This is a genomic window from Devosia sp., from assembly GCF_048261455.1.
Taxonomy (GTDB): domain Bacteria; phylum Pseudomonadota; class Alphaproteobacteria; order Rhizobiales; family Devosiaceae; genus Devosia_A.
Map to the genome: position 1 here is coordinate 185,257 of NZ_JBLXGA010000005.1, position 23,267 is coordinate 208,523.

Annotated in this window: 24 protein-coding genes; 11 read left to right on the plus strand and 13 right to left on the minus strand. The window is 63.7% G+C overall.

Features of this window, described 5'->3' with window-relative positions; genetic code table 11:
• Positions 1-17 precede the first annotated feature (17 nt).
• Together ACN0TK_RS07885 and ACN0TK_RS07890 are read left to right on the plus strand one after the other, a co-directional pair.
• The gene (locus ACN0TK_RS07885; RefSeq protein WP_417308921.1) at positions 18-464 is read left to right on the plus strand and encodes a hypothetical protein; all 447 of its coding nucleotides are present in this window, start codon (positions 18-20) and stop codon (positions 462-464) included.
• A gap of 99 nt (positions 465-563) precedes the next feature.
• Positions 564-1,049, plus strand: a complete 486-nt coding sequence (locus ACN0TK_RS07890) for an L-2-amino-thiazoline-4-carboxylic acid hydrolase (RefSeq protein WP_417308922.1) — start codon at positions 564-566, stop codon at positions 1,047-1,049.
• Here ACN0TK_RS07890 and ACN0TK_RS07895 read toward each other — a convergent pair.
• Together ACN0TK_RS07895 and ACN0TK_RS07900 are read right to left on the minus strand one after the other, a co-directional pair.
• Positions 1,034-2,050, minus strand: a complete 1,017-nt coding sequence (locus ACN0TK_RS07895) for a P1 family peptidase (RefSeq protein WP_417308923.1) — start codon at positions 2,048-2,050, stop codon at positions 1,034-1,036. The genes ACN0TK_RS07890 and ACN0TK_RS07895 overlap by 16 nt on opposite strands.
• 42 nt (positions 2,051-2,092) lie before the next feature.
• Positions 2,093-3,415 (minus strand): tetratricopeptide repeat protein, encoded by a 1,323-nt coding sequence (locus ACN0TK_RS07900; RefSeq protein WP_417308924.1) that lies wholly within the window; start codon positions 3,413-3,415, stop codon positions 2,093-2,095.
• 88 nt (positions 3,416-3,503) lie between these two features.
• On the opposite strand from ACN0TK_RS07900, the gene ACN0TK_RS07905 reads away from it, so the two are divergent.
• A complete protein-coding gene (locus ACN0TK_RS07905) occupies positions 3,504-4,286 on the plus strand; it encodes an alpha/beta fold hydrolase (protein WP_417308925.1) in 783 nt (260 codons plus the stop codon).
• Here the strand turns inward: ACN0TK_RS07905 and ACN0TK_RS07910 are convergent.
• From ACN0TK_RS07910 to ACN0TK_RS07940, 7 genes are all read right to left on the minus strand, one after another.
• Entirely contained in the window at positions 4,283-5,023 is a 741-nt protein-coding gene (locus tag ACN0TK_RS07910) for an SDR family oxidoreductase (protein WP_417308926.1), read from the minus strand. The genes ACN0TK_RS07905 and ACN0TK_RS07910 overlap by 4 nt on opposite strands.
• A 42-nt stretch (positions 5,024-5,065) precedes the next feature.
• Positions 5,066-6,532, minus strand: a complete 1,467-nt coding sequence (locus ACN0TK_RS07915; protein WP_417308927.1) for an aldehyde dehydrogenase family protein — start codon at positions 6,530-6,532, stop codon at positions 5,066-5,068.
• Positions 6,533-6,583: 51 nt separating this feature from the next.
• Positions 6,584-8,194 (minus strand): ABC transporter ATP-binding protein, encoded by a 1,611-nt coding sequence (locus ACN0TK_RS07920; protein ID WP_417308928.1) that lies wholly within the window; start codon positions 8,192-8,194, stop codon positions 6,584-6,586.
• The gene (locus tag ACN0TK_RS07925) at positions 8,194-9,066 is read right to left on the minus strand and encodes an ABC transporter permease (RefSeq protein WP_417308929.1); all 873 of its coding nucleotides are present in this window, start codon (positions 9,064-9,066) and stop codon (positions 8,194-8,196) included. The genes ACN0TK_RS07920 and ACN0TK_RS07925 overlap by 1 nt, the downstream gene beginning before the upstream one ends.
• On the minus strand, positions 9,063-10,010 hold the full coding sequence (locus tag ACN0TK_RS07930; RefSeq protein WP_417308930.1) for an ABC transporter permease: 948 nt from the start codon (positions 10,008-10,010) through the stop codon (positions 9,063-9,065). Before ACN0TK_RS07930 ends, ACN0TK_RS07925 begins: the two co-directional genes overlap by 4 nt.
• A gap of 62 nt (positions 10,011-10,072) precedes the next feature.
• Entirely contained in the window at positions 10,073-11,563 is a 1,491-nt protein-coding gene (locus ACN0TK_RS07935) for an ABC transporter substrate-binding protein (protein ID WP_417308931.1), read from the minus strand.
• Positions 11,564-11,694: 131 nt separating this feature from the next.
• Positions 11,695-12,999 (minus strand): acetylornithine deacetylase/succinyl-diaminopimelate desuccinylase family protein, encoded by a 1,305-nt coding sequence (locus ACN0TK_RS07940; protein WP_417308932.1) that lies wholly within the window; start codon positions 12,997-12,999, stop codon positions 11,695-11,697.
• 100 nt (positions 13,000-13,099) lie between these two features.
• Here ACN0TK_RS07940 and ACN0TK_RS07945 point away from each other — a divergent pair, with 100 nt between their 5' ends.
• Positions 13,100-13,735 carry a 5'-methylthioadenosine/S-adenosylhomocysteine nucleosidase gene (locus ACN0TK_RS07945; RefSeq protein ID WP_417308933.1) on the plus strand — a complete coding sequence of 212 codons (636 nt, stop codon included), beginning with the start codon at positions 13,100-13,102 and terminating at the stop codon, positions 13,733-13,735.
• On the opposite strand, the gene ACN0TK_RS07950 is transcribed toward ACN0TK_RS07945, so the two are convergent.
• The gene (locus ACN0TK_RS07950) at positions 13,732-14,043 is read right to left on the minus strand and encodes a hypothetical protein (protein WP_417308934.1); all 312 of its coding nucleotides are present in this window, start codon (positions 14,041-14,043) and stop codon (positions 13,732-13,734) included. The genes ACN0TK_RS07945 and ACN0TK_RS07950 overlap by 4 nt on opposite strands.
• Before the next feature lie 201 nt (positions 14,044-14,244).
• Here ACN0TK_RS07950 and ACN0TK_RS07955 point away from each other — a divergent pair, with 201 nt between their 5' ends.
• The 3 genes from ACN0TK_RS07955 (at position 14,245) to ACN0TK_RS07965 (ending at position 16,075) form a co-directional block, all read left to right on the plus strand.
• Complete coding sequence (locus ACN0TK_RS07955; protein WP_417308935.1) at positions 14,245-15,054, plus strand: DUF2189 domain-containing protein; 810 nt, start codon at positions 14,245-14,247, stop codon at positions 15,052-15,054.
• 87 nt (positions 15,055-15,141) lie between these two features.
• Positions 15,142-15,471 (plus strand): hypothetical protein, encoded by a 330-nt coding sequence (locus ACN0TK_RS07960; RefSeq protein ID WP_417308936.1) that lies wholly within the window; start codon positions 15,142-15,144, stop codon positions 15,469-15,471.
• 220 nt (positions 15,472-15,691) lie between these two features.
• Complete coding sequence (locus tag ACN0TK_RS07965; protein WP_417308937.1) at positions 15,692-16,075, plus strand: cell wall hydrolase; 384 nt, start codon at positions 15,692-15,694, stop codon at positions 16,073-16,075.
• Here ACN0TK_RS07965 and ACN0TK_RS07970 read toward each other — a convergent pair.
• The gene (locus tag ACN0TK_RS07970; RefSeq protein ID WP_417308938.1) at positions 16,072-16,584 is read right to left on the minus strand and encodes a DUF2076 domain-containing protein; all 513 of its coding nucleotides are present in this window, start codon (positions 16,582-16,584) and stop codon (positions 16,072-16,074) included. The genes ACN0TK_RS07965 and ACN0TK_RS07970 overlap by 4 nt on opposite strands.
• Positions 16,585-16,774: 190 nt before the next feature.
• Between ACN0TK_RS07970 and ACN0TK_RS07975 the strand changes: the two genes are divergently transcribed.
• The 4 genes from ACN0TK_RS07975 to ACN0TK_RS07990 all read left to right on the plus strand — a co-directional run bounded on the left by ACN0TK_RS07975 (position 16,775) and on the right by ACN0TK_RS07990 (position 20,596).
• Positions 16,775-17,428, plus strand: coding sequence for a sulfite oxidase-like oxidoreductase (locus ACN0TK_RS07975; RefSeq protein WP_417308939.1), 654 nt, complete (start codon positions 16,775-16,777; stop codon positions 17,426-17,428).
• Positions 17,429-17,630: 202 nt separating this feature from the next.
• The gene (locus tag ACN0TK_RS07980) at positions 17,631-18,329 is read left to right on the plus strand and encodes a DUF1176 domain-containing protein (protein WP_417308940.1); all 699 of its coding nucleotides are present in this window, start codon (positions 17,631-17,633) and stop codon (positions 18,327-18,329) included.
• 50 nt (positions 18,330-18,379) lie between these two features.
• The gene (locus ACN0TK_RS07985) at positions 18,380-18,820 is read left to right on the plus strand and encodes a DUF1801 domain-containing protein (RefSeq protein WP_417308941.1); all 441 of its coding nucleotides are present in this window, start codon (positions 18,380-18,382) and stop codon (positions 18,818-18,820) included.
• 300 nt (positions 18,821-19,120) lie between these two features.
• Entirely contained in the window at positions 19,121-20,596 is a 1,476-nt protein-coding gene (locus ACN0TK_RS07990; RefSeq protein ID WP_417308942.1) for an AMP nucleosidase, read from the plus strand.
• Positions 20,597-20,620: 24 nt separating this feature from the next.
• Here ACN0TK_RS07990 and ACN0TK_RS07995 read toward each other — a convergent pair whose 3' ends face one another.
• The gene (locus ACN0TK_RS07995; protein ID WP_417308943.1) at positions 20,621-20,911 is read right to left on the minus strand and encodes a Dabb family protein; all 291 of its coding nucleotides are present in this window, start codon (positions 20,909-20,911) and stop codon (positions 20,621-20,623) included.
• A complete protein-coding gene (locus ACN0TK_RS08000) occupies positions 20,908-23,202 on the minus strand; it encodes an NADP-dependent malic enzyme (protein ID WP_417308944.1) in 2,295 nt (764 codons plus the stop codon). Before ACN0TK_RS08000 ends, ACN0TK_RS07995 begins: the two co-directional genes overlap by 4 nt.
• Between the last annotated feature and the right edge of the window lie 65 nt (positions 23,203-23,267).

Consider the following 23,267-nt stretch of genomic DNA (forward strand, 5'->3'; position numbering starts at 1 on the left):
CGACACCGGATTCGCCGATGCGCCTGTTTGCCCTCGCTGCCCTCATCACCCTGCCTGTGCTTGCCGCGTGCAGCAATGATACCCCGCCCGCCCAGGCACCGGTGGAGGCACCTGCCGTCGAAGCCCCCGCTGACCCGGCACCGGCCACGCCGGCACCCGCCGCCGAGGCCCCGGCTGCCACCCCGGCTACGCTGCCAGCCGGCGCCAAGCCGCTGATCGGCACCTGGGCCGTCGACCTTGCCAATTGCGGCAGCACTGATGCTGTGGTCACCGTCACGGCGTCGCGGATCGAAAGCGCCAACCGCAGCTGCGATATCGCGCTCAGCGACGCGGGGAACGGGACATTCACCACCAGCTGTGGCGATGAATCGCTGACCCTGATCCCGGTTTTCGCACCGAGCGGCGAAGGCATCAACATCGATACCGCCAATGGACGCGAAACCGTCCTGCGCTGCACACGCTGACCCAAAGCACGGTGGCCTTGAAGCTAAGGCCACCGTCTTGTCCCCACTTGCATGCCCTGTGCTATCGTCTGCGTGACATCGTTTCGCGGAGCAATCGCAGTGGCCAGCCTCACACCTTTTGAACGCATTACCCTGCAGGTCCAGGCCCAGATTCCGCTGGTGCGGGCGATGGAAGCGGCGCTCGGCAAGCCCGAGGCGCATCGGCTGGTCCGCGAAGCGCTCGACGCCGCCAATCGCGAGATGGTCGGCCAGCGTGGCAGCCTGCTCGATATTCCCACGCTCGCTGCCGAATTCGCTGGCTTCGGCCAAGGCATCCGTTACGAGTTCGAGACGATCGAACAGACCGACACGGTGCTGCGCAACGACGTCAGCCATTGCGACTATGCCGAGTTCATGGAGCAGATCGGCGCCCGCGATCTTGGTGAGCTGCTGATCTGCAATTCCGATTTCGCCATGGCCGACGAACTCGGCCTCAAGCTCGAGCGTACCAAGACCTGCATGGCCGGCGATGGCCAGTGCAATTTCTGCTACACGGTCAAGTCGAAGCCAATTACTGCCTCGTCGGAAACTCAGCCGACATCCTGACCGCCCCAGGTCTCGCGCCAGGTGGGTACGGGATCGTTCGGCGCCGGGGTCGCAAGATAGATGGCCCGGGCCATCGCCCGGCTGAGACAGACCGCGGCGGCGTGGCCGAGCCGCAGCACGTCCACCACTTGCGGCGATACCCGCTTCGCCCGGGTCGAGACCGAAAAGATCAGGTCGCCGTCGACCGGCGTATGGGCGGGGCTCGCCGCTCGGGCGATGCCATCCTGCGCCGCGACGGCGAGGCGCTTCAGCTGCGCCTTGTCGAGGTCCGCATCGGTCGCGACGATGGCGATCGTGGTATTGGCCATCGGGTTGACCCAGTCGCGCTTGGTCCGCGCCGTCTGCGCAAATGCCATCGGGTCGGCCAATGGCCCCAGTCCGCCGAATTCGCCATCGACCTCGAAAGGTGCGGCCCAGAAGTGGCGGCTGTCGCCCATCGTCACGCTGCCCGTCGGATTGGCGACGACCAGCGCCCCGACCGTGAAACCGCCCGGGATCACCAGCGAGGCCGATCCCAGCCCGCCCTTCAGATTGGCGGTCATCGCCCCGGTACCTGCCCCGGCCGTGCCGAGCGTGAAATCCACCTGCGCGGCCGCCAGCGCCTGCAGCCCCATGGCACGATATGGATTGTCGTCCCAGTCCTTGTCGCCGCCATTGAGCAGGTCGAAGATGATGGCGCCTGGCACGATCGGCACCGTGGCATGCTCCACCCGGTAGCCCCGCCCCAGCTTGCGCAACCCGTCGGTCACCCCCGATGCCGCATCGAGCCCAAAGGCCGAGCCCCCCGACAGGACCAGCGCGTCGATGTCCTCGACCAGCTTGTCCGGCGCCAGCAGCTCGGTCTCCCGCGACCCGGGCGAGCCGCCCATCACATCCACCGAAGCGCGGAACGGTGCATCGGCCACCAGCACCGTGGTGCCGGTCTTGATCGCATGATCCTCGGCATTGCCGACCCGGAGGCCAGCAACATCGGTGATCAGGTTACGTGGTCCGGTTTGCATCCGGGCTCCTTGCAGTCGGTGGAAATTGGTTTGCGCTGTGGCTCAGGCGGCACTGCCCAGGCGGGCGTTCACCAGATCGAGCGCAGCGTTGACCGGCACCCCGTCCGGGTCCCAGGTCCGGCGCATCTCCAGCATCTGGCGGGCGATGGCCCAGTTGCCGAGCTTCAGATGCGCATCGAGCAGCAGTTGCCCGAACAGGTCCCGCTGTGCATGGCTGCCGCCGATCTCGGTCAGCCGCGGATTGGCTATGCCCAGCCAGCGCGCCGCATTGGCCCAGTCGCGCCGGGCATGGGCCAGCATGCCGCGTGCCGCCGGCAGCGCCACCTCCTGCCAGACCACCCGGTCGAAGGCCTCAGATTGCGCTGCCTTGTGCTCGACCGCCCGCATCAGCTCATCGGCCTCGTAGCGCTCAGCGCGCGCCAGGCCGTAGAGATATTGCAGCGTCAGAAAGGGCTGGATCGTATCCTGCGCCCTGCCCTGCATCTTGTCGGCCACGCTCTGCCAGCGCTCGCCGACATCCATCCCGGCGATCTCCATCCGCGCCAGCAGCGATACGGCGCCCACCTGATCCTGCGAATAGTCCGGCGCAATGCCCCAGACGTGGTTGTCATAGGCATCGAACACCGCGACATGGTCGCCTTGGCTGATATGAAACAGCGCCTTGTGCCACCAGTTGTGGGTGTACATGAAGGAGTTGAGACCCACCCAGGTGTGCTTGGCCTCCTCGAGAAAGGCCACGCCTTCGGCCACCCGGCCGGTGCCGAGCATGACATGCGCCAGTGCATGCTGCGCCCAGGGCTCCTTGGTCTTCAGCCTCAGCGCCAGACGCGCCTCTTGCTCCGCCGTCTCGAGTTCGTGCAACTGTTCATGGGCAAAGGCCAGCATGCCATGCAGATGCGGGTTGTCGGCATTCTCCGCCTCGGCGGCCTTGGCAATGCGCAGCATGCTCGCGGCATCGCCGCGGTTGAAGCTGAAATACTGGTGCAGCTTCACCGAAGCGAGATCGCGCGGAAAGGCGGCAACGATCTCGTCGCCGACAGCCTGCACGCCCGGAATGTCCCCGCCGATCCAGCGACGCAGCTGTTCGGCCAGCATCCGCTCCCGCGGATTGGCCCGGGTCAATGCCGCATCGACGCGATCGAGGTAGCGCTGCGCCATCGCCTCGGCGCCCTCGGCCTCGAGGAACATCCAGGAAAAGCCGGCATAAATATTGGCCAGCACGGCATCCGGCTCGGCATCCGCCGCCGCCATGACGTTCACCGCCTGCGTCTCGTAACCGAGGAATCCGGAGACGAAATCGTCGACACCCGCCAGCGTCGCGTCGGAGATGCCGCTCACTTCATTGCCGAGAATGTCCTGTGCCATGATGCGCGTCACCAACTGTCGTGCGATGACTATAGCCTCGCTACTTCCGCTGTCCACGCGGCAAAGACGCCAATCAGCAAGGCCAGACATGCCCAGCTTCACGCGCGAGAGCGCCAGCATCCACTACGAAATTCTCGGGGCGGGAGAACCGTTGCTGCTCATTGCCGGCACGGCCAGCGACGGGGCCAGTTGGGGGCCGCTGTTGGACCTGCTGCCGGAGCGGCAATTGATCCTCATCGACAATCGCGGCTCCGGGCGCACGACGGTCGAGGGTCCGCTCAGTCATCGCGACATGGTCGAGGATTGCGCGGCCCTGCTCGACCAGCTCGGCCTAGGTGCCGTCGACGTCGTCGGACATTCGCTGGGCGGATTTTTGGGGCTGTGGCTCGCGGCGCTCCATCCGGGCAAGGTCAAACGGCTGGTGACGCTTGGCTCCGGCGTGATCGACGCACGCAGCAAGGCGGTGTTCGCGGATCTGTCGCGGCTCTATTTCACGCTACCGCCGCAGGACTTCTTCCGGATGCTCTATCCGTGGCTGTTCTCGCCGGCGTTCTTTGCCGATCCGGCGACTCGGGAGGCCGCGGCCGAAGCCTCGACGAACTACGCCTACCGCCAGTCACCCGCCGACTTTGCTCGACAGGTGGCCGCGATGGAGCGACCGCTGTCGGTCGATCTCGGCACGATCTCCTGCCCGGTGATGGCAGTTGCCGGCGAGGGCGACCTGCTGGCACCGCCCGGCACCGTCGCAACCGCCCATGCAGCGATTGCCGACCACTGGGTGGTGACGATCCCGCATGCGGCGCATTCGATCCACTGGGAACAGCTCAAGGCCACTGCCGAGGCGATCCTCGGCTTTCTCGGGCGAAATTAGATGACCCGGCCGCCGTCCACCTCGAGCGCCACGCCAGTAATCATCGACGCCTCGTCGGAGCACAGGAAGCACGCGGCATTGCCCATGTCCTCGGGCGTCGAGAACCGGCCCAGCGGAATGGTGGACAAGAACTTGGCCCGGATCTCGGGCGTGTCCTCGCCCATGAAGGTCTTGAGCAGCGGTGTCTCGCCGGCCACCGGGTTGATGGCATTGACCCGCACGCCCTCGGGCGCCAGCTCGACGGCCATGGATTTGGTCGCCGTGACCATCCAGCCCTTCGACGCATTGTACCAGCTCAGCCGGGGCCGCGGGCTGACCGCTGCCGTGGACGCCACGTTGAGAATGGCGCCGGTCTTCCTCGCCTTGAAATGGGGCACAAGATGCCGGGCCGTCAGATAGACCGACTTCATGTTGACGTCGAAGACGCGGTCGAAATCGGCCTCGGAAATGTCGTCGAGCCCCGCCGGCTGGTGACTCACACCGGCATTGTTGACGAGGATATCGACCTTGCCGAAGGCCATGATCGCGGCGGCGGCCATCTCGTTGACGCTCGCATCATTGCTGACATCGACGCGACCGGCCTTTTGGCCGAGTTCTCGCGCAAGCGCTTCGGCGCCTTCGAGATTGATATCCGCGATCAGTACCTTGGCGCCCTCGGCAGCGAACTTGCGCACGATGCCCGCCCCAAAGCCCGAGGCACCGCCCGTGACGATCGCCACCTTGCCGTCCAGTCTCATCTCACTCTCCTGCGCCACGCCAGTGTCCCGACGCCTACCACATCAGCCGTGCCACGCCGCCACGGTCTTCAACACCGAGAAGCCGTAAAGCGCCTCGAAGCCCTTCTCACGGCCATGGCCGGATTTGCCGACGCCGCCGAACGGCAGTTCAACCCCACCGCCTGCCCCATAATTGTTCAGGAACACCTGGCCGGTGCGGATCGCCTTGGCCATGCGCATCTGCCGGCCACCATCCTGCGTCCAGACGCCGGCAACGAGGCCGAAGTCGGTGCCATTGGCGATGGCCACGGCCTCGGCTTCGTCGTCGAAGGGGATGATCACCTGCACCGGGCCGAAAATCTCGTCCCGCGCCAACCGATTGTCCGGCGTCACGCCCGACAGCAGGGCCGGCGTCAGGTAGTGCCCGCCTGCCGGTGCGTCACCAGCCAGTTCGCCCCGCGCCGCGACTTCTGCGCCACCGAGATCGCCGAGAAACCCGTCGACGATTTCCTGCTGCCGCGCCGAGACCATGGGACCGACATCGAGGTCGCTGATCGCCGGCCCGACCCGCAGGCTGCGGTAACGGGCGGCCATGCGGTCCGTGACCTCGTCGAGGATCGAGCGATGCACGAGAATGCGCGAGCTGGCCGAACAGGTCTGCCCCGCGTTCTGGATGCCGGCATTGACGAGAAACGGCAAAGCCCGATCGAGATCGGCATCGGCGAAGACCAGTTGCGGCGACTTGCCGCCGAGTTCCAGCGTCACCGGCACGACATTGCGCGCCGCCGCCCGCTGCACCAGCTGCCCCACACCGACCGAGCCGGTGAAGGAGATGTGGTTGACCCCCGCGTGCGCCGTCAGCGCCGCGCCGGCTTCCTCGCCGAGCCCCGGAACGACGTTCAGTGCCCCCGCCGGCAGGCCGGCCTCTTCCGCCAGCTTCGCAAAGGCAATCGCCGTCAGGCAGGCTTCTTCGGCCGGCTTCAGCACCGCCGCATTGCCCATGGCCAGCGCACCGGTCACCGAGCGGCCGATGATCTGCATGGGGTAATTCCACGGGATCACGTGCCCGGTTACGCCATGTGGCTCGCGCAGGGTGTAGACGGTGTAGCCGTCGAGATAGGGAATGGTCTCGCCCATGATCTTGTCGCAGGCGCCGCCGTAAAATTCGAGGTAGCGGGCCAGCGCCACGGCATCGGCGCGGGCCTGCTTCAGCGGCTTGCCGACATCCATGGCCTCGATCCGGGCCAGATCGTCTACCCGCTCCAGCACCTTCTGCCCGATCCGGGTCAGCACCCTGCCCCGCTCCACGGCTGGCATCCGGCCCCATTCGCCGCCGAGCGCTGCGCGCGCCGCAGACACGGCTGCCTCGACATCGTCGGCATTGCCGCGGGCGATCCTGCCGATCTCGGCACCGCTCGAGGGATCCTCGATGGGCAGATAGTCACCCGAAACAGGCGCAACCCAGCGCCCCCCGATGAAGCACTTGGTGGAGTCGAAAAACAGGTCGAGCGTATCAGCTGGCTTGGTCATGGTGTGGCACTACCCTCCCGCACGGTCTGCCACAAGAGGCAGGCTTGGCGCTCACGCTTCACGCGCCCGAAGCGCCATCTCGATGTCGGGCGTCGCCGACAGCAGCTCCTGCGTGTAGGGGTGCTGCGGCGCGCGGAACACGGCTTCCGTCTCGCCTACCTCGACGATCTTGCCGGCCTTCATCACCAGCACCCGGTCGGTGATCGAGCGCACCACCGACAGGTCGTGCGAGATGAACAGGTAACTGAGCTGCAACCGGTCGGAGAGATCCGCCAGCAGGTCGAGCACCTGGGCGCGCACCGAAACGTCGAGGGCCGAGACCGCCTCGTCGAGAATGATCAGGCTCGGCTCGATGATCAGCGCCCGCGCAATGGCGATGCGCTGCCGCTGGCCGCCCGAAAACTCGTGCACATATTTCTCGCCGTCCGATGCAGACAATCCGACTTCGGTCAGCGCCCGCGCGATGCGCTGCTGCCGCTCCGCGCCCTGCGGTGCGTCGGCGCCCAGCAGGTGAAACGGTTCGCTGACCAGCCGGTCGACACGGTGGCGCGGGTTGAAGGAGCCATAGGGATCCTGGAACACGACCTGCATCTTGCGTCGTGTCTCGAAGCTGGCGCCACGCTTGGGGTCGATCTCATTGCCAGCGATGGCGATGCGCCCGCCCTGGATCGGCTCCAGCGCCATGATCGCTCGCGCGAGGGTCGACTTACCGCAACCCGATTCACCGACGAGCCCGACATTCTCGCCCCGGGCGATGGTCAGGCTCACGCCATCCACGGCCCGGAAAGCCTGACGCTTGCCGAACAGGCCCTTGCGCGGCATGGGATAGTCACGGATCACCCCGTCGAGCGCCAGTACCGGCACGCCGTCGCTCACCTCAGGGGGCACGCGTGGCGGCACATGCGAGGACGCTTCAAACAGCGCCTTCGAATACTCGTGCTGCAGATTGCGGAACACCGGCACGGTCGGTCCCGCCTCGACGATGAGCCCGCGCCGCATGATCGCGACCTTGTCGGCCAGCCCGGCAACAACGCCCAGATCGTGGGTGATGAACACCAACCCCATGCCGTCTTCATCGACCAGCCGCCGGAGCAGCTTGAGGATCTGCGCCTGGGTCGTGACATCGAGCGCCGTCGTCGGTTCGTCGGCAATCAGAAGTTTGGGGCGCATGGCGATCGCCATGGCGATCACCACCCGCTGGCGTTGTCCGCCGCTCAATTCGTGCGGAAATCGATCGAGCCCGTAACGCGGCGCCGGCAGCTCGACCCGGTCGAGTGTCTCGCGCGCCACCTTCATCGCGGCGTCGCGGCCCATGCCGCCATGGATCATTGCCGTCTCGGCAACCTGATCCCCGATCGTCTTGACCGGGTTGAGCGCCGTCATCGGCTCCTGAAACACCATGCCGACACTGTTGCCCCGCAGCTCGCGCATCTGCCGGTCCGGCAGGCCGGTGACCTCGCGCCCCTCGAGCTTGATCGACCCCGACAGTTCCGAGCCGGGCGGCAGCAATTGCATGATCGACAGCGCCGTTATCGACTTGCCGGAACCGGACTCGCCAATGATCCCCAGCACTTCGCCGGCATCGACGCTGAGGTCGATGTCCTTGAGGATGTCGAATGGCCCGATCTTGAGGGCGAGATCGCGAACTTCCAGCAAAGCCATCAGCGGGTCCGCCTCAAACGCGGATCGAAGACGTCGCGCAATCCGTCCCCCAGAAGGTTCACCCCCAGCACCATCAGCACGATGGTGAGGCCGGGCACCAGCGCCACATGCGGGGCCAGCGAGATCATCGTCTGGCTGTCGGCCAGCATCTTGCCCCAGCTCGGGGTCGGCGGTTGAACGCCCAGACCGACATAGGCCAGCGCCGCTTCGGCAAGAATGCCGAGGGCGAACTGGATCGTCGCCTGCACCAGCAGCGTATTGGTGAGGTTGGGCAGGATGTGTTCGAAGGAGATCCGCGCCGCGCCCTTGCCCGAAACGCGTGCCGCCATGATGAACTCACGGTTCCACAGCGTCAGTGCCCCGGCCCGTGCCAGCCGCGCGAAGACCGGGACGTTGTAAAGGCCCACGGCAATGATCGCGTTGATTGCACCCGGCCCGAACACGGCCGTGATCAGAATGGCGATCAGCAGCGCCGGAAAGGCAAAGATCAGATCATTGCCGCGCATCAGCACGTCGTCGAGCAAAGTGCCGCGTCTGGCTGCGGCCAGCAGGCCCATGGGCACGCCGACGAGGACGGCGACCGACACGGCCAGAAAGGCCACCGCAATCGAGGTGCGGGCGCCGACCATGATCATCGAGGCGATGTCGCGTCCGAAATGATCCGTGCCGAGCCAATGCGCGGCACTCGGGGGCTTCAGCTTGTCGGGAATGTTCTGTGCCGCAAAGTCATAGGGCGTCCAGACGAAGGAAATCAGCGCCATCAGCACGAAGAGCAGCGTGATTGTTGCGCCGATCAGGAAATTCGGTGAGCGCAGCATGGCGCGCACCAGTCCGCCGCTATTGGCCGGTGGCGTTACGACGATATCGCTCATGCCGTCCTCCGGCGCAGCCGCGGATCGACCAGCGCATAGGTCACATCAACGAGGAAGGTGACGACGATCACCGCCAGCACCAGCAGCATGACGACCGACTTCACGACGATAAGGTCGCGCGAACTGATCGACTGGAAGACCAGCCGGCCCAGACCGGGGAGGAAGAAGACGTTCTCGATGATGATGCCGCCCGCCAGAAGGAAAGAGAACTGCAAACCCATGATGGTCAGCACGGGGATCAGCGCATTGCGCAGGGCATGGCGCCACAGGGTCTGGCCGTGGCTGAGGCCCTTGGCCCGCGCCGAGCGGATATAGTCCTCACCCAGTGTGTCCAGAAGCGACGAGCGCATGACGCGTGCCAGGATCGAGGCCTGCGGCAGGGCCAACGCCACAGCCGGCAGGGTCAGAGACTTAATTGCCATCAGCGGATCGCTCCAGCCTGGAAAGCCGCCGGCCGAGAACCATCTCAGCGTGATCGAGAACAGCAGCACCAGCAGCATGGCGAACCAGAAGTTCGGCACCGCGACGCCGATCTGCGTGGCGCCCATGATGGACACATCGGTCGGCGAGTTGCGCTTCACGGCGGCGAGAATGCCGACGGGAAAGGCGATGAGGGTGGAGAGCGCCAGCGCATAGATCGCCAAAGGCAGGGAGATCCAGATCCGGTCCGAGACGAGATCGATGACCGGCACCTTGTAGGTGTAGCTGATCCCCAGATCGCCGGTGAACCAGCCGGTGACCCAGCTGAAATAGCGCTCCAGCAGCGGCGCATTCAGCCCCAGCTCGTCACGCAGGCGCGCCGCGAGTTCCTCGGTGGCGTTCAGCCCCAGCATGAACTGCGCCGGATCGCCGGGTACGACTTCCAGCACGAGGAAGATGACGATCGACGCAGCGATCAGGCTGAGCACCAGGGAGACGACGCGGCCGAGCAGATAGGATGGCATGTATTCGATCCGCCGGCCGCGCCGGTGCAATTGGGGCGAGCCGGAGGGCCCGCCCCTTCAGGTCATTCGGTCCAGCTGACTCCGGTGAGGTCGGTCGCCTGGTTCGGCGCATTCTCCCACAGCCCGCTGAGATTGGCATTCCAGATGCCAACCTTGGCGAGCTCGAACAGGAAGCCCACGGCGTAGTTGTCGGCGAGGTTCTGGGCCGCGGCCTTGGTCAGCTCCGAGCGCTTTGCCGGATCGGACTCGACACTGAGATCGGCGATGATCTTGTTGAACTCGTCATTGCCGTAGTCGAAATAATAGTCCGGGCGCGAGAAGATGCTGATGTCGTTCGGCTCGGTATGGGAGATGATGGTCAGGTCGTAGTTCTTCTGCTTGAAGACCTCGTCCAGCCACTGCGCCCATTCGAGATTGGTCGTCTCGGTCTTGATGCCGACGGCCGCAAGCTGCTGCGCGATGATCTCGCCACCGCGGCGGGCATAGCCTTCCACCGGCGGCAGTTTCAGCGACAGCGTGATATCGGTGGCACCGGCCTCTTCGAGCAGCGCCTTCGACTTTTCGGGGTCGTAGTCCGACTGCCCCGTCAGATCGACATAGTCCGGATTGGCCGGCGACAGGAAGCTGCCGATCGGTGTGCCGTAGCCAAACATGGCGCCGTCGATCACCGCCGTACGGTCGATGGCGTGGGCGATCGCCTCGCGCACCTTGATGTCGTCGAGCGGCGGCTTGCCATTGTTCATGGCGAGAATGGTCTCGCCCTCGGTCGCGCCGATGACTACCGTGAAGCGCGGGTCGGCCTCGAACTGGGTCACGGTCTCTGGCGAGGGATAGTTCGGGAAGGCATCGACATCGCCTGCCTGCAGCGCCGCGAAGGCGGCCGTCGGGTCGGAGATGAACTTGAAGGTCGCGCCTTCCAGCGCCACCGGGGTGCCCCAGTAGCTCTGGTTCTTCTCGAGCATGATCGAGTCACCCTCGACGCGATCCTTGAAGACGAACGGCCCCGTGCCGATCGGGTCGAGCTTGTTGTTGTCGGCGCTCTCGGGCGCGACCATAACGGCATCGCCCCAGGCAAGGTTGTAGATGAAATTGCCGTCCGGCTGGCTCAGCGTCACCTTGACGGTCGTCGGGTCGACGACCTCGACGCTGTCGATGTTCACATAGAGCGCCTGCTGGGCATTGGCCGATCCCTCGGCGCCGATCCGGTCGAGCGAGAACTTCACATCCTCGGCGTCGAAAGCGGTCCCATCATGGAAGGTCACGCCTTCGTTGAGATGAAACGTATAGGTCAGGCCGTCTTCGGAAATGTCCCAGGACTTGGCCAGCGCCGGCACGATGCTGCCATCGGGGGCGAACTTGGTCAGACCTTCAAAGACATTGGCGTAGACCACCTCGTCCACGGCGGCTGCGGCTTCAGCGGTCGGATCGAGGCTGGGGGGCTCGAGAACGAGCCCGATCTTCACATCGGTACGTGACTGGGCAAGAGCCGGAGTCAGTGCCGTGCTCATTGCCAGCCCACCGGCGAGCGCGAGCAACACGAAAGTTTTGCGCATAGTGTTCCCTTCCGAATTGGCCACCCTTACCGGTGGCCTTGCATGATCCTAGGATGCTTCACCGACAAGGCAAACCGTTTGTGAGGCGGCAACGTCGCCCGGCACGAAATGACCATGTTTCGGCGACGCTGTCATCGTGGCCCGAGCAGGTCGCGCAGGGTCAGAGCCATCACCTTGGCCGAATCCAGCATGTCGGTGACGCCGACCCATTCGTCCGGCTGGTGGGCCAGATCCAGGATTCCGGGGCCATAGGCAATGCAGTTCTTCAGCCGGCCGATGCGATCGATGTGCTTTTGGTCATAGGTCCCCGGCGAGACGACATACTCGGGCCCGACGCCGAGCACGTCCTCGATCGCCCTTGCCGTCGCGGTGACCACCGGCGCTTCGCGCTCGGTCATGGTCGGCGAGATGGTCCAAAGGTCCCGTATTTCGTAGCTGAAGTCCGGCCGCTCGGCGGTCAGCCGATCGAGCAGGTCCACGACCTCCTGACGCACTTCGGCCGGGCTTTCCTCGATCAGGTAGCGGCGATCGATCACGATGCGCGCAGAGTGCGGCACCACGGGTGCGGGAAACCCGGTGTAGCCGTCCTCGGGTTCGTCCTGACCGCCATGGATCGAATTGATGTTCATCGTCGACTGCCGGGCACCCGGCGGCACGACCGGCATCGCCGTGTGCTTTTCGGCGAGCGCGGGGAACAGCGTCCGTTCGAACTCGGCCAGCAGCGCCCCCATGTGGCGGATGGCGCTATCGCCCAGAAAGGGCATCGACCCGTGCGCAATGCGCCCGAAAGTCTCGATCTCGGCCCACCACACGCCGCGATGGCCCAGACAGATGCGGTCCTTGTTGAGCGGCTCGGGAATGATCACGTGCTGCACACGCTCGGGCGAAAAATAGCCCTTCTCCGCCAGATAGGCCACGCCACCGAAGCCGCCCGTCTCCTCGTCCGCGGTCGCGGAGATCTCGATGGCGCCGACGTAGTCGGGCACGGCTTCGGCAAAGGCTTCGGCGGCGATGATGGAAGCCGCGAGACCGCCCTTCATGTCGCAGGTACCACGGCCATAGATGCGATCGTTCCGCAACTCGCCGCCGAACGGGTCGACGGTCCAGCCCCGTCCCACTTCGACGACGTCATGATGGGAGTTGAAATGCACCGTCTCACCAGGCGACTTGCCTTCGCGCCGCGCCACCATGTTCCAGCGCGGATAGAGATCTATATCGCCAACGGCGCCGTCTGCGCGGATGAGTTCGACCGCGTAGCCGGATGCCTTCAGACGGGTGCCGAGATACTCGCAGATCTCGCGATAGTTCTGTCCCGGCGGATTGACGGTGGGAATGCGAATGAGATCCTGGGTCAGGGCGATGAGGTCGTCGCGCCGGGAATCGATGGCTGACAGCAGTCTTTGCCGGGTGTCGGCGTCTATGGTCGTGGTCGTCATGGGCGCACAGTGTGGCGGCGCGCATGGCCTGTCAATCGCGCTCCTTCGCGCGTCCTCTGCCACTCTTGCACCGCGGGCCGGAGTGTGGCTGTTTCCTTGCATGTCACAGATCAGCAGACCCACCGGAACCGCCGACATTCTCTATGTCATGGCGGTGGACAACGAGTATGGCCCCGAGCTGAAGGCGCGGATTGATCCGATCTTCACCGGTGTTGGCCCCGTCGAAGCGGCAATGGTGATGACGCATGCACTCGCCAAGCTCGAAGCGCGCGAACGCATGCCGCAGTATGTCGTGTCACTCGGCTCTGCGGGCTCCGCCACCCTGCCCCAGACCGACGTGTTTCAGGTGAGCTCTGTTAGCTATCGCGATATGGACGCCTCGCCACTGGGTTTCGCGCCCGGCGTCACGCCGTTCCTCGACCAGCCGGCGACACTGGAACTCGGCCCCTTCGTCCCTGACCTCAAGCGCGCAACACTGTCGACTGGCGCCGATATCGTTTCGGGCGCGGCCTATTCGGCGATCGCCGAAGACATGGTCGATATGGAAACCTATGCAATCAAGCGCGTCTGCCAGCGCTTCCATGTCCCGCTAATTGCACTTCGCGGCATCTCGGACGGCGACTCGGAGCTCGGTCAGTTGGAAGACTGGACGCGCTATCTCAGCATCATCGACGGCAAGCTCGCCCATGCCATCGACCTGTTCGAAGACGCTCTGGCGCGCAAGACGCTCGTCTAGCTCTTCTTGCGGCGGCTGCGGCGCCAGTTGGTAAAGCGGCGCTGGGTGCGCAGGATCATCTGGTTCAGTGGCGCCTGCAGAAACGGCAGATCCAGTGCGAGCAGCAGCAGGCCGAGCGGCAGCATCCAGATGCCGAGCACCGGCAGGAAGCTGAATACGCCGCCAAGCACCAAGAGGATGCCCAGCGGAATGCGGATCAGTCGCGACGTGGGACGTCGCACCCATTCCAGAAAACGGGTCGCCATCGGCACCGAGCGGCCGATTCGGTCAAACTGCCGGTTCAGACGCGACTGATTTTTGTCTGGCATGCGAAACTCCATGTATGTCGCATCTGGGTTTCCGCCTATTCGGCTCCAAGTCCGTCCGCATGAAAAATTTGTCCGTCGCGCTACTTGCAAACAGAGCGCTAAACCGCTTTGCAAGTTTCGGGAACGCGCTTAGCTTTATTCCGATCGAGAATTAAATGGCAGGTTGCATGTAATAGCCACTTCGGCGAATGGGGAGGAGCAATGTTCGGCAGTCAGATCGTCCGTGCAGGCGGCCAATTCGTTTTGCCGGAAACCCGCCGATTGCGCTTCGACGATGTGCTGCTGGCGATACGGTCAGGCGTGAAAGACTTCGGTCGCACATCGTCGCATGTAATTGTCCTGAGTTTGCTTTACACGCTGGTCGCCGTCCTGTTGGTCGTATGGACGTCAGGCAACAATGCTTGGCCCCTTGTCTATCCGCTGATCACCGGTTTTGCCTTTCTCGGTCCGCTGGCGGCGCTTCCCCTTTATGAACTGAGCCGTCGTTTGAGCAAGGGCGAACCGCCCTCTCTTGCGGCCGCGTTGCAAGTGTTCAGCACCCGGTCCCTGGCGTCCATCATGCTGGTGGGGCTGGTCCTGCTTGTCCTGTTCACGGCCTGGCTCACTGTCGCGCAAGCCCTTTATGTGCTGTCCTTCGGCGTGGCAGCACCGCATTCGATGTCCGCTTTCCTGAACCAGCTCCTTTTTACCGCCAACGGGCGCGACCTGATCGTCTTCGGCAACCTCGTTGCCCTTGCATTGGCGATCGTTGTACTCGCTATCAGCTTCGTCACTGTTCCGCTGCTGCTCGATCAGGATGTCGGAGCAGCGGTCGCGGTGATGATTTCAATTCGGATGACGATGCGCAATCCGGTGGTCGCACTCACCTGGGGCCTCATTGTGGCAATCAGCTTGTTGATTGGCGCAGCCATTCTGGTCGTAGGTCTCGCTGTCGTCATACCGATACTTGGTCACGCCAGCTGGCACCTTTATCAACGGGCCATGATTGCCGAGACGCCGAACTCACGTTGAGGCAATCGCTCGGACTAGCCACATGTTTACCGCGGGAACCCGGCACCTGGTGCAGGCGTTCACTGTCCAACACGCTGGAGCACCGTTATGGCCAAATCGAACCGCAACATCGCCGCTTGGACGCAACAGGCGGAAGATCGCCTTAGCCGGCAGATCGCTAACCTCGGTCAGGAAGCGTCTTCCATTGCGGAAACACTAGGGCGCTACAGCGCGCGCGCCGGTCACAATGCAGGTCATTTCATACATGACGTGGCCGAGGACGCGGCCCACGGCACCGCTGTGGTGGCCAGCCGGGCCGGGCGCCAAGCGGCGCGCGCCGGACGCGCAGTCGGCAAGGACCCGCTTCCGGCGGTAGCCGCCGTCGCCGGACTGGCTTGTCTGCTTAGTCTGTTGCTTGGTTCCAGGTCGCGACGGTAAGCACAGGGCAAAACGTAAACAGGAAATTAACTTCGTACGCTGCATTGTGCGATTGCGTGCATAAGCGCGCCTTCGCACATGGTGTCGCGTTTTGGAGTTGGTCTTGCTCGGACGAGCCATCAGACTTCTTGTTTCAGCTTCGCTCAGCGCATCACTGTTGGCCGGCTGTGTGACGTTGCCGTTCGCAGGCGCATCTTCCCGCGATTGCATGGCGCGCGCGATGTACTTCGAATCCAATCGATCCAGCGAAGACGGCATGCTTGCCGTCGGCACCGTGGTGATGAACCGCGTCTCGGACCGTACCTATCCTGAGAATGTTTGTGGCGTCGTTGGCCAGAAGAACCAGTTTGCATCCGGCGTTCTCAGCCGTCCGATGAAGGAAGGCGCCTCTATGGCGCGCGCCTATCGCATAGCAGACCGCGTCCTCGCCGGACAGCGGCACCGCGGGCTGAGCCGGGACGTGAAGCACTTCCACACCGCCGGCTACAGCTTCCCGTACAAGAACATGTATTATGTGCTGAAGGCTGGCGGAAACGTCTTTTACGAAAAGCGCAAGCCCGGCACGTTCAGCAATACGCGGTTCTTCGCCTCGATAGGCGGCTAGAAGTCGCCGCCGAAATCGAAGCCACCACCGTCAAAACCACCGAAGTCGTCACCGCCCATATCGGTGTCATCCCCGCCGGCGTCGGTGGGCTCTGGCGCGCTTTCGGGCATGGGTTCGACCGCTTGGGCCTCACTACTTCCGAACATCGAGCCAATCAGGCTGCCGAGCATCATGCCGCCGGTGACGCCGAGCGCTGTCTGAGCGGCCCCGGCCAGAAAACCGCCACCCGAACGCGTCTCGTCGCGATCCCACGGCCCGCGCGCTCTCTGCGCAGGCGCTGGCGCCCGCGCCGCAGCTTCAAGCTCCGCTATCCGTCGTTGCGCTGTTTCCAGCGCCTGCTCCTGAACAAGGATCGTCTGCGCCATGTAGTACGGCGCCGCCGGCTGCCGCGCGATTTCATCGCGGATGAACTGCTCTGCGTCCGCGTCGCGCACCTGACTGCTCGCTTCAACGCTGGCGAGCCGATCAAACAGCCCTTCGATTGCGCGACGGTCTTCTGGGTTCAGCATTGCTGTCTCTCCACTCCGTTGTTCAGACAAGGACATGGGGAGCCCCCGTCTTCACCGCAATGGACGCGAAATTCAAAACCGCCTCTTGAAACAACGCATCCGCTGACGTCTCGGCATCCGGAAAGCCGTCACCATTGACATCGGTGCCAAGGCGCGGAACCTGATGGCAGGATCGCAAGCGAGGCCGCACATGGCAGACGATACTCCCGACGACAGCAAGCTGACGAAATCCAAGTCCCGCTGGGCCGAACTCGGCAAGTTCCTGACAGGTCAGCGCAGCCGACCCGAAGACGCCCGTCTGCCGCCGGGGCAGCATCTGGTCACCAGCTGGCCGGTGCTCGACCTGGGCCAGACTCCCAATGTCAGCCAAGACGTCTGGCGACTCGATATCGTCGGTCTGGTCGATGATCCGCAGACATGGACATTTCAGGGGATGATGGACCAACCGCAGGTAAAGGCAGTGTCCGATATCCACTGCGTTACGAGCTGGTCGCGCTATGACAATCACTGGGACGGTGTCTCGACGACCCATCTGATGGAGGCAGTCAGGGTCAAGGAGACGGCCAGGCACGTGCTTTTCACCTGCAATGATGGCTATACCACCAACCTGACGATCGAGGACTTTGCCAGTCCCGATGCCTTGTTGGCCCACAGCTGGGAAGACGCACCGCTGACTGCCGAGCATGGCGCCCCTGTTCGCCTTGTCGTGCCGCATCTCTACTTTTGGAAGAGCCCCAAGTGGCTGCGCAAAATCGAGTTCGTCGCCAAGGACCATCCAGGCTTCTGGGAGCTGCGCGGCTACCACAATCGCGGCGACCCGTGGACCGAGCAGCGCTACAGCTAGTCCGAGCCAGGTCGTGCACTTGCACGATCGTGAAGGCGCATGCAGAGGTCGGTGCGCAACTCAGAGACAATCTGGCGTCGCCACCAACGACGCGCTACAGCGGCAGCAATGACACTGCCCGCATGCATCGGACCACCATGCCCTTGCGCGTTTACCCAAGGATTTGATGCGGGCTGCCGTCCAAGATTTTTCGGAGAATACCATGACCTCATTTCGCCTCCTGGCTGCCCTTGCAGTGCCCGTCCTCCTCGCCACACCGACCCTTGGCCAGGACGCGTCGACCAATCCTGTCAGTGGTCCCTATGCTGATTACGTACCCGACACCTCTCTCAATACCTACGGCGACGCGCCGCCGGACACTGAGCTGGCCAAGCGCTTGTTCGTGCTGGCGTTCACGGAAGAATGCAGCGCGGCGATCGATGGCGGCTATGGCGGGATCGAGCCGCAGATCTACGATCTGAGCTATCGCGAGTCCTATGACGATGCCGACATGGCGGACCGGACCTTCCGGCTTTACCAGTTCACCTGCGATGCCGGCGCCTACAATGTCTCGTCGATTTTCTATGGCTGGGATAACAGCTGGGGCCTGCGCCCATTGAGCTTTGCCTATCCGACGATCGAAGCCGTTTATGGAGACACGCCCGACACTGCGACCGACGCGCCGCTCGAGCAGGTCGACGTCAAGGGCATGAGCTCACGCTTCCGTGTGACGAACCCGAAGTTCAACGCCGACATGGGGGCAATCGAGGCCACCAGCTACTGGCGCGGTATTGGTGATGCCTCCGATAGCGCGGTCTGGGCCTTCGAGGGTGGCGAATTCGTGCTCAAGCGCTACGATGTCGATGCGAGCTATGATGGCGAAATCAACCCCGAGACCGTGTACGACGTAAGCGGTTCGTAGGGTCGTCCCGTTCCGCTCGCACTCCGACTACAGGAGCCGAGGAGGATGAAATGGCAGGAACGACCAACAAGATCGGACCGACAGACGCCGAGGTAGACGCATATCTCGATACCGTGACGGACGAGAAACGCCGGGCCGATGCAGAACAACTGATCGAGATCATGTCCGGTGTCACCGGCGAGCCGCCCCGCATGTGGGGCGACTCGATGATCGGGTTCGGCAGTTATCACTACAAGTACGAAAGCGGTCGCGAGGGCGACGCAATGCTGACCGGCTTCGCGCCGCGCAAGGCCGAGTTCAGCCTCTACCTGATGGGGCGCTACCTGCCCGAGAGCCAGGATCGCGCTGAAGAACTGTTGGGGAGCCTTGGCAAACACCGTGCCGGCAAGGCGTGCCTTTACGTCAAGCGGCTCTCCGACATCGATGTCGACAAGCTCACCGAGCTGGTCGACATGTCGGTTGAGGCACTTCGTGAGCGCTACGGAGCGTAAAAACGAATGGGGCCGCGACATCAGTAGATGTCGCGGCCCGAGGAAGCTCCGCCGTACTCATTGAGGGCTTGGGGGCAACGGCGGGTCGCCTCCTCCTGAGTTCACCGGATGCATGGGTCGTTTGCATTGGTCCAGCGAACCGACACCATAGATGGTCGCGTATTGCGGCGAGAAAAGTGCACTCACCGCAAGGTGAAGATCATGACTCTTCGGTAAGGTGCGAGTTGCCGAAACCGGCCTGAACGCCTAATGACTGACCGCAACGCGGGCATGGCCCGTATTGCCAAAGGGAAAGAGCCGATGGACACGATTACCCCGGCCACGCTGCCCCAGAAGGCCTTCACCGATCCCGTTGCGGCCTGGGACTATATCGACGAGATCTATCGTCGGAACACCGGATTTATTCGCCAGCATTTGCTCGATCTGGAGCACGGAATCGTGCCGAAGGGACGGGTCCGTGCGTTCTATCCGGAAGCGCAGGTAACGTCGCGCAGCTATGGCTCGACCGATTCGACGCTGCCCTATGGCTATCTGCACACCCCTGGGCTCTATCGTACCACCATCACGCAGCCGGCGCTGTTTCGCCGCTACCTGATCGAGCAGTTCGAGGTGATCCTCGCCAACCATGGCGGTGCCATCGAGGTGGGCGAATCTTCGACGCGCATTCCGCTGCACTTTGCCGTGGCCGCCAACGAGCGCATCGACGGCGAAGCGATCAACGCCCTGCCGATCCCGCTGCGTGACCTGTTCGATGTGCCCGACCTGCAAGACACCGACGACGAGATCGCCAACGGCACCTTCGTGCCGCCACCCGGCGGCCCCTACCCGCTCGCCCATTTCACCGCGCCGCGTGTCGACTATTCGCTGCAGCGGCTGAGCCACTACACCGGCACCGGCCCGGAGCATTTCCAGAATTTCGTGATCTTCACGAACTACGCCTTCTACATGGATGAGTTCGCCCGGGTAGCGAAGCAGTTCATGGCCGAAGGCCATCCGGACTACGAGAGCCTCGTCGAGCCCGGCGGGCTCACCACCCTCAACGCCCGCCTTGGCGGCGGAACGACGGGCGAAGCTGCGACCCGGTCGCCGCAAATGCCGGCGTTGCACCTCACCATGCCGCGCGGCCGCGGCATCACCATGGTCAACATCGGCGTCGGGCCTTCGAATGCCAAGACGGCAACGGACCACATCGCCGTCCTCCGCCCGCATGCCTGGATCATGCTTGGGCACTGCGCCGGCCTCAGGAACTCGCAGGACCTGGGGGATTACGTGCTCGCCCACGCCTATTTGCGCGAGGACCATGTGCTGGACGCCGATGTGCCCGTCACGGTGCCGATTCCGGCGCTGGCCGAAGTTCAGGTGGCGCTTGAGCAGGCCGTGGCCGAGATCACCGAGACCGAAGGCATGGCGACCAAACGCATCATGCGCACGGGCACCGTGGCGACCTTCGACAACCGCAACTGGGAGCTGCGCGACCAGCGCGAGATCGTGCGCCAGCTCAGCCAGTCGCGCGCCGTCGCCCTCGATATGGAATCGGCGACCATCGCTGCCAACGGCTTTCGCTTCCGCGTCCCCTACGGCACTCTGCTGTGCGTCTCGGACAAGCCGCTGCATGGCGAGTTGAAGCTGCCTGGTATGGCGTCCGACTTCTACCGCACGCAGGTGAACCGCCACTTCCAGATCGGTTTACGTGCGATGGAGATCCTGCGCGGGCAGCCGCCGGAGCGGCTTCACTCGCGCAAGCTGAGAAGCTTCGCCGAAACGGCGTTTCAGTAAGCAGCCGGAGCATTTACGTCGCCCTCAAAGGGCGACGTAGTCGATCTCCATGAACCGATCAACTTCGGGTATCCAGCGCCCCTCGACGAAGGCCACATGCTTGGGATGGGCATTATAGGCGTCGTAGGTCGCCTGGTCGGCGAACTCCATCGAGAAGCCGAAATCATAGTCGTTCTTGGCGCTGACCTGGCGCAGCTGCTCGAACTTCTCGACGCCGGGAATTTCGATCAGCACTTTCGCGTCCTCGAGAAACTTGGCCTCCTCCGCCGAATCCTTGGCGTGCTTCAGCGCGAACACCACTGTGTGCCGGATCATATTGAGCCCTCCTCGATGGCCATGGCTTCACTTGCCGCAATGGCCGCCATGTTGACGATGCCGCGACTGGTGGTCGACGGCGCCAGAATATGCGCCGGCGCGTTGAACCCCATCAGGATCGGGCCAACAGCGAGCGCGTTGTTCATTTCCTTGAGCAGCGTCATGGAAAGGTTAGCGCTGTCGAGATTGGGGAACAGCAGCAGATTGGCCTCACCATCCAACACCGTGTCCGGAATATAGCGCTGCCGCAGGTCCTCGTTCAGCGCCACGTCGCCCTGCATCTCGCCATCGACGATCAGGTCGGGTGCGACCGACTTAAGCTTCTGATAGGTCTCGCGCATCTTGAAGGCGGTATCGCCGTCGCGCGAGCCGAAGTTCGAGTAGCTCAGCAGCGCCACACGCGCCTCGAGGTTGAAGCGTTTCAGGTGCTCGCGCGCCTGCAGCGCAATAGATACGAGTTCATCCGGCGACGGGTCCATGTTCACATAGGTGTCCGCCAGGAAGAACGCCCCCCTCGGCATGATCAGCATGCTAAGTGCCGAAGTGTCCTCGACGCCGTCGCGCAGCCCGAGGATCGAGCGGATATCGCGCACGTGCTTGATGAACCGCCCCTGGAAGCCGCACAGCAGCGCGTCAGCCTCGCCCCGCTTGATTGCCAGCGCCGCAATCACCGTCGTGTTGGTGCGCACGATGGTGCGTGCGATGTCCGGCGTAACGCCATCACGTCCCACGAGTGAGTGAAACAGGCTGACATAATCGCGATAGCGCGGGTCGTCCTCGGGATTGATCACCTCGAAGTCGCGATCGGGGCGGATCGTCAGGCCGAAGCGCTGCAGCCGGCTCTCGATGACTTGCGGGCGACCGATCAGGATGGGCTGTGCCATCCGGTCTTCGATCAGCACCTGCGCGGCGCGCAGCACGCGCTCGTCCTCGCCATCGGCGAAGGCGATGCGCTTGCCCTGCCCCTGCACCCGGTCCATCACCGGCTTCATGACGAGTCCAGAGCGGAAGACGAAGCGATTGAGGCTGTCCTGATAGGCCTTGAAGTCGTCGATCGGCCGCTTGGCGACACCCGAATCCATCGCGGCCCGCGCCACCGCCGGCGCGATGCGCAGGATCAGGCGCTGGTCGAACGGATTGGGAATGATGTGTTCCGGGCCATAGACCGCGGGCTGACCTGACGGCGACACTTCCAGCCCAGGATCGTGGGCCAGCCGCGCGATGGCATGCGCCGCGGCGAGTTTCATCTCTTCATTGATCGTCGTCGCGCCGACATCCAGCGCCCCACGGAAGATGAAGGGGAAGCAGAGAACGTTGTTGACCTGATTGGGATAGTCAGAGCGCCCGGTGCACACCATGGCGTCGGGCCGCAGCTCCTTGGCCAGTTCCGGCATGATCTCCGGATTGGGATTGGCCAGCGCCAGGATCAGGGGGCTGGGCGCCATCTTCATCAGCATCTCGGGCTTCAGCACGCCGGCAGCAGACAGCCCGAGGAAGATATCCGCCCCCTCGATGACCTCGGACAGCGTCGTCGCATCCGACTTGCGGCAAAAGCGGCCGCGCCACTTATCGTTGACGTCGTCGCGCTGGTCGGTCAGCAAGCCGTCCTTGTCGGCAACCCAGATATTTTCGGGACGGGCGCCGAGCGCCACGAGGATATTGAGGCAGGCGATAGCGGCGGCGCCGGCACCGGAGGTGCAGATCTTCACCTCCTCGATCTTCTTGCCGCTCAGTTCCAGCCCGTTCAGGACGGCGGCGCCGACAATGATTGCCGTGCCGTGCTGATCGTCGTGGAAAACCGGGATATTCATACGCTCGCGCAGCGTTTCCTCGATCTGGAAACACTCGGGCGCCTTGATATCTTCGAGATTGATGCCGCCGAAGGTGGGCTCAAGCGGTCGCACGACTTCGATGAACTTTTGCGGGTCGGTCTCGTCGATCTCGATGTCGAACACATCGATACCGGCGAACTTTTTGAACAGGACCGCCTTGCCCTCCATGACCGGTTTGCTGGCGAGAGCACCGATCGCGCCAAGACCGAGCACCGCCGTGCCATTGGAGATGACCGCAACGAGATTGCCCCGGGCGGTATAGCGCGTCACCGTCTCGGGATCGGCGGCGATCTCCTCACACGGAGCAGCCACGCCGGGCGAATAGGCGAGGCTAAGGTCGCGCTGATTGCCAAGCGGCTTGGTCGCCTGAATTTCCAGTTTGCCCGGCTTGGGGTACTCGTGGAAATGCAGCGCTGCGGCCCGTAGCGCCTTGCGCTGTTCGCCCACGTCATCGCTCATTCGGCTTCCCCTCCTCGCTTTGCCTGAGTGAGTGCCACTAATCCGATTGATTTGGAAGCTTGGGA

Excerpts from the sequence above, each read along its gene's own strand:
- ACN0TK_RS07960 (WP_417308936.1), top strand. The coding sequence starts at position 15,142 with ATGGCCAAATCGAACCGCAACATCGCCGCTTGGACGCAACAGGCGGAA.
- ACN0TK_RS07990 (WP_417308942.1), top strand. The coding sequence starts at position 19,121 with ATGGACACGATTACCCCGGCCACGCTGCCCCAGAAGGCCTTCACCGAT.
- ACN0TK_RS07930 (WP_417308930.1), bottom strand. The coding sequence starts at position 10,010 with ATGCCATCCTATCTGCTCGGCCGCGTCGTCTCCCTGGTGCTCAGCCTG.
- ACN0TK_RS07950 (WP_417308934.1), bottom strand. The coding sequence starts at position 14,043 with ATGCCAGACAAAAATCAGTCGCGTCTGAACCGGCAGTTTGACCGAATC.
- ACN0TK_RS07900 (WP_417308924.1), bottom strand. The coding sequence starts at position 3,415 with ATGGCACAGGACATTCTCGGCAATGAAGTGAGCGGCATCTCCGACGCG.
- ACN0TK_RS07955 (WP_417308935.1), top strand. The coding sequence starts at position 14,245 with ATGTTCGGCAGTCAGATCGTCCGTGCAGGCGGCCAATTCGTTTTGCCG.
- ACN0TK_RS07965 (WP_417308937.1), top strand. The coding sequence starts at position 15,692 with ATGTACTTCGAATCCAATCGATCCAGCGAAGACGGCATGCTTGCCGTC.
- ACN0TK_RS07985 (WP_417308941.1), top strand. The coding sequence starts at position 18,380 with ATGGCAGGAACGACCAACAAGATCGGACCGACAGACGCCGAGGTAGAC.
- ACN0TK_RS07910 (WP_417308926.1), bottom strand. The coding sequence starts at position 5,023 with ATGAGACTGGACGGCAAGGTGGCGATCGTCACGGGCGGTGCCTCGGGC.
- ACN0TK_RS07920 (WP_417308928.1), bottom strand. The coding sequence starts at position 8,194 with ATGGCTTTGCTGGAAGTTCGCGATCTCGCCCTCAAGATCGGGCCATTC.
- ACN0TK_RS07940 (WP_417308932.1), bottom strand. The coding sequence starts at position 12,999 with ATGACGACCACGACCATAGACGCCGACACCCGGCAAAGACTGCTGTCA.
- ACN0TK_RS07925 (WP_417308929.1), bottom strand. The coding sequence starts at position 9,066 with ATGAGCGATATCGTCGTAACGCCACCGGCCAATAGCGGCGGACTGGTG.
- ACN0TK_RS07905 (WP_417308925.1), top strand. The coding sequence starts at position 3,504 with ATGCCCAGCTTCACGCGCGAGAGCGCCAGCATCCACTACGAAATTCTC.
- ACN0TK_RS07935 (WP_417308931.1), bottom strand. The coding sequence starts at position 11,563 with ATGCGCAAAACTTTCGTGTTGCTCGCGCTCGCCGGTGGGCTGGCAATG.
- ACN0TK_RS07970 (WP_417308938.1), bottom strand. The coding sequence starts at position 16,584 with ATGCTGAACCCAGAAGACCGTCGCGCAATCGAAGGGCTGTTTGATCGG.
- ACN0TK_RS08000 (WP_417308944.1), bottom strand. The coding sequence starts at position 23,202 with ATGAGCGATGACGTGGGCGAACAGCGCAAGGCGCTACGGGCCGCAGCG.
- ACN0TK_RS07975 (WP_417308939.1), top strand. The coding sequence starts at position 16,775 with ATGGCAGACGATACTCCCGACGACAGCAAGCTGACGAAATCCAAGTCC.
- ACN0TK_RS07945 (WP_417308933.1), top strand. The coding sequence starts at position 13,100 with ATGTCACAGATCAGCAGACCCACCGGAACCGCCGACATTCTCTATGTC.
- ACN0TK_RS07895 (WP_417308923.1), bottom strand. The coding sequence starts at position 2,050 with ATGCAAACCGGACCACGTAACCTGATCACCGATGTTGCTGGCCTCCGG.
- ACN0TK_RS07980 (WP_417308940.1), top strand. The coding sequence starts at position 17,631 with ATGACCTCATTTCGCCTCCTGGCTGCCCTTGCAGTGCCCGTCCTCCTC.
- ACN0TK_RS07885 (WP_417308921.1), top strand. The coding sequence starts at position 18 with ATGCGCCTGTTTGCCCTCGCTGCCCTCATCACCCTGCCTGTGCTTGCC.
- ACN0TK_RS07915 (WP_417308927.1), bottom strand. The coding sequence starts at position 6,532 with ATGACCAAGCCAGCTGATACGCTCGACCTGTTTTTCGACTCCACCAAG.
- ACN0TK_RS07995 (WP_417308943.1), bottom strand. The coding sequence starts at position 20,911 with ATGATCCGGCACACAGTGGTGTTCGCGCTGAAGCACGCCAAGGATTCG.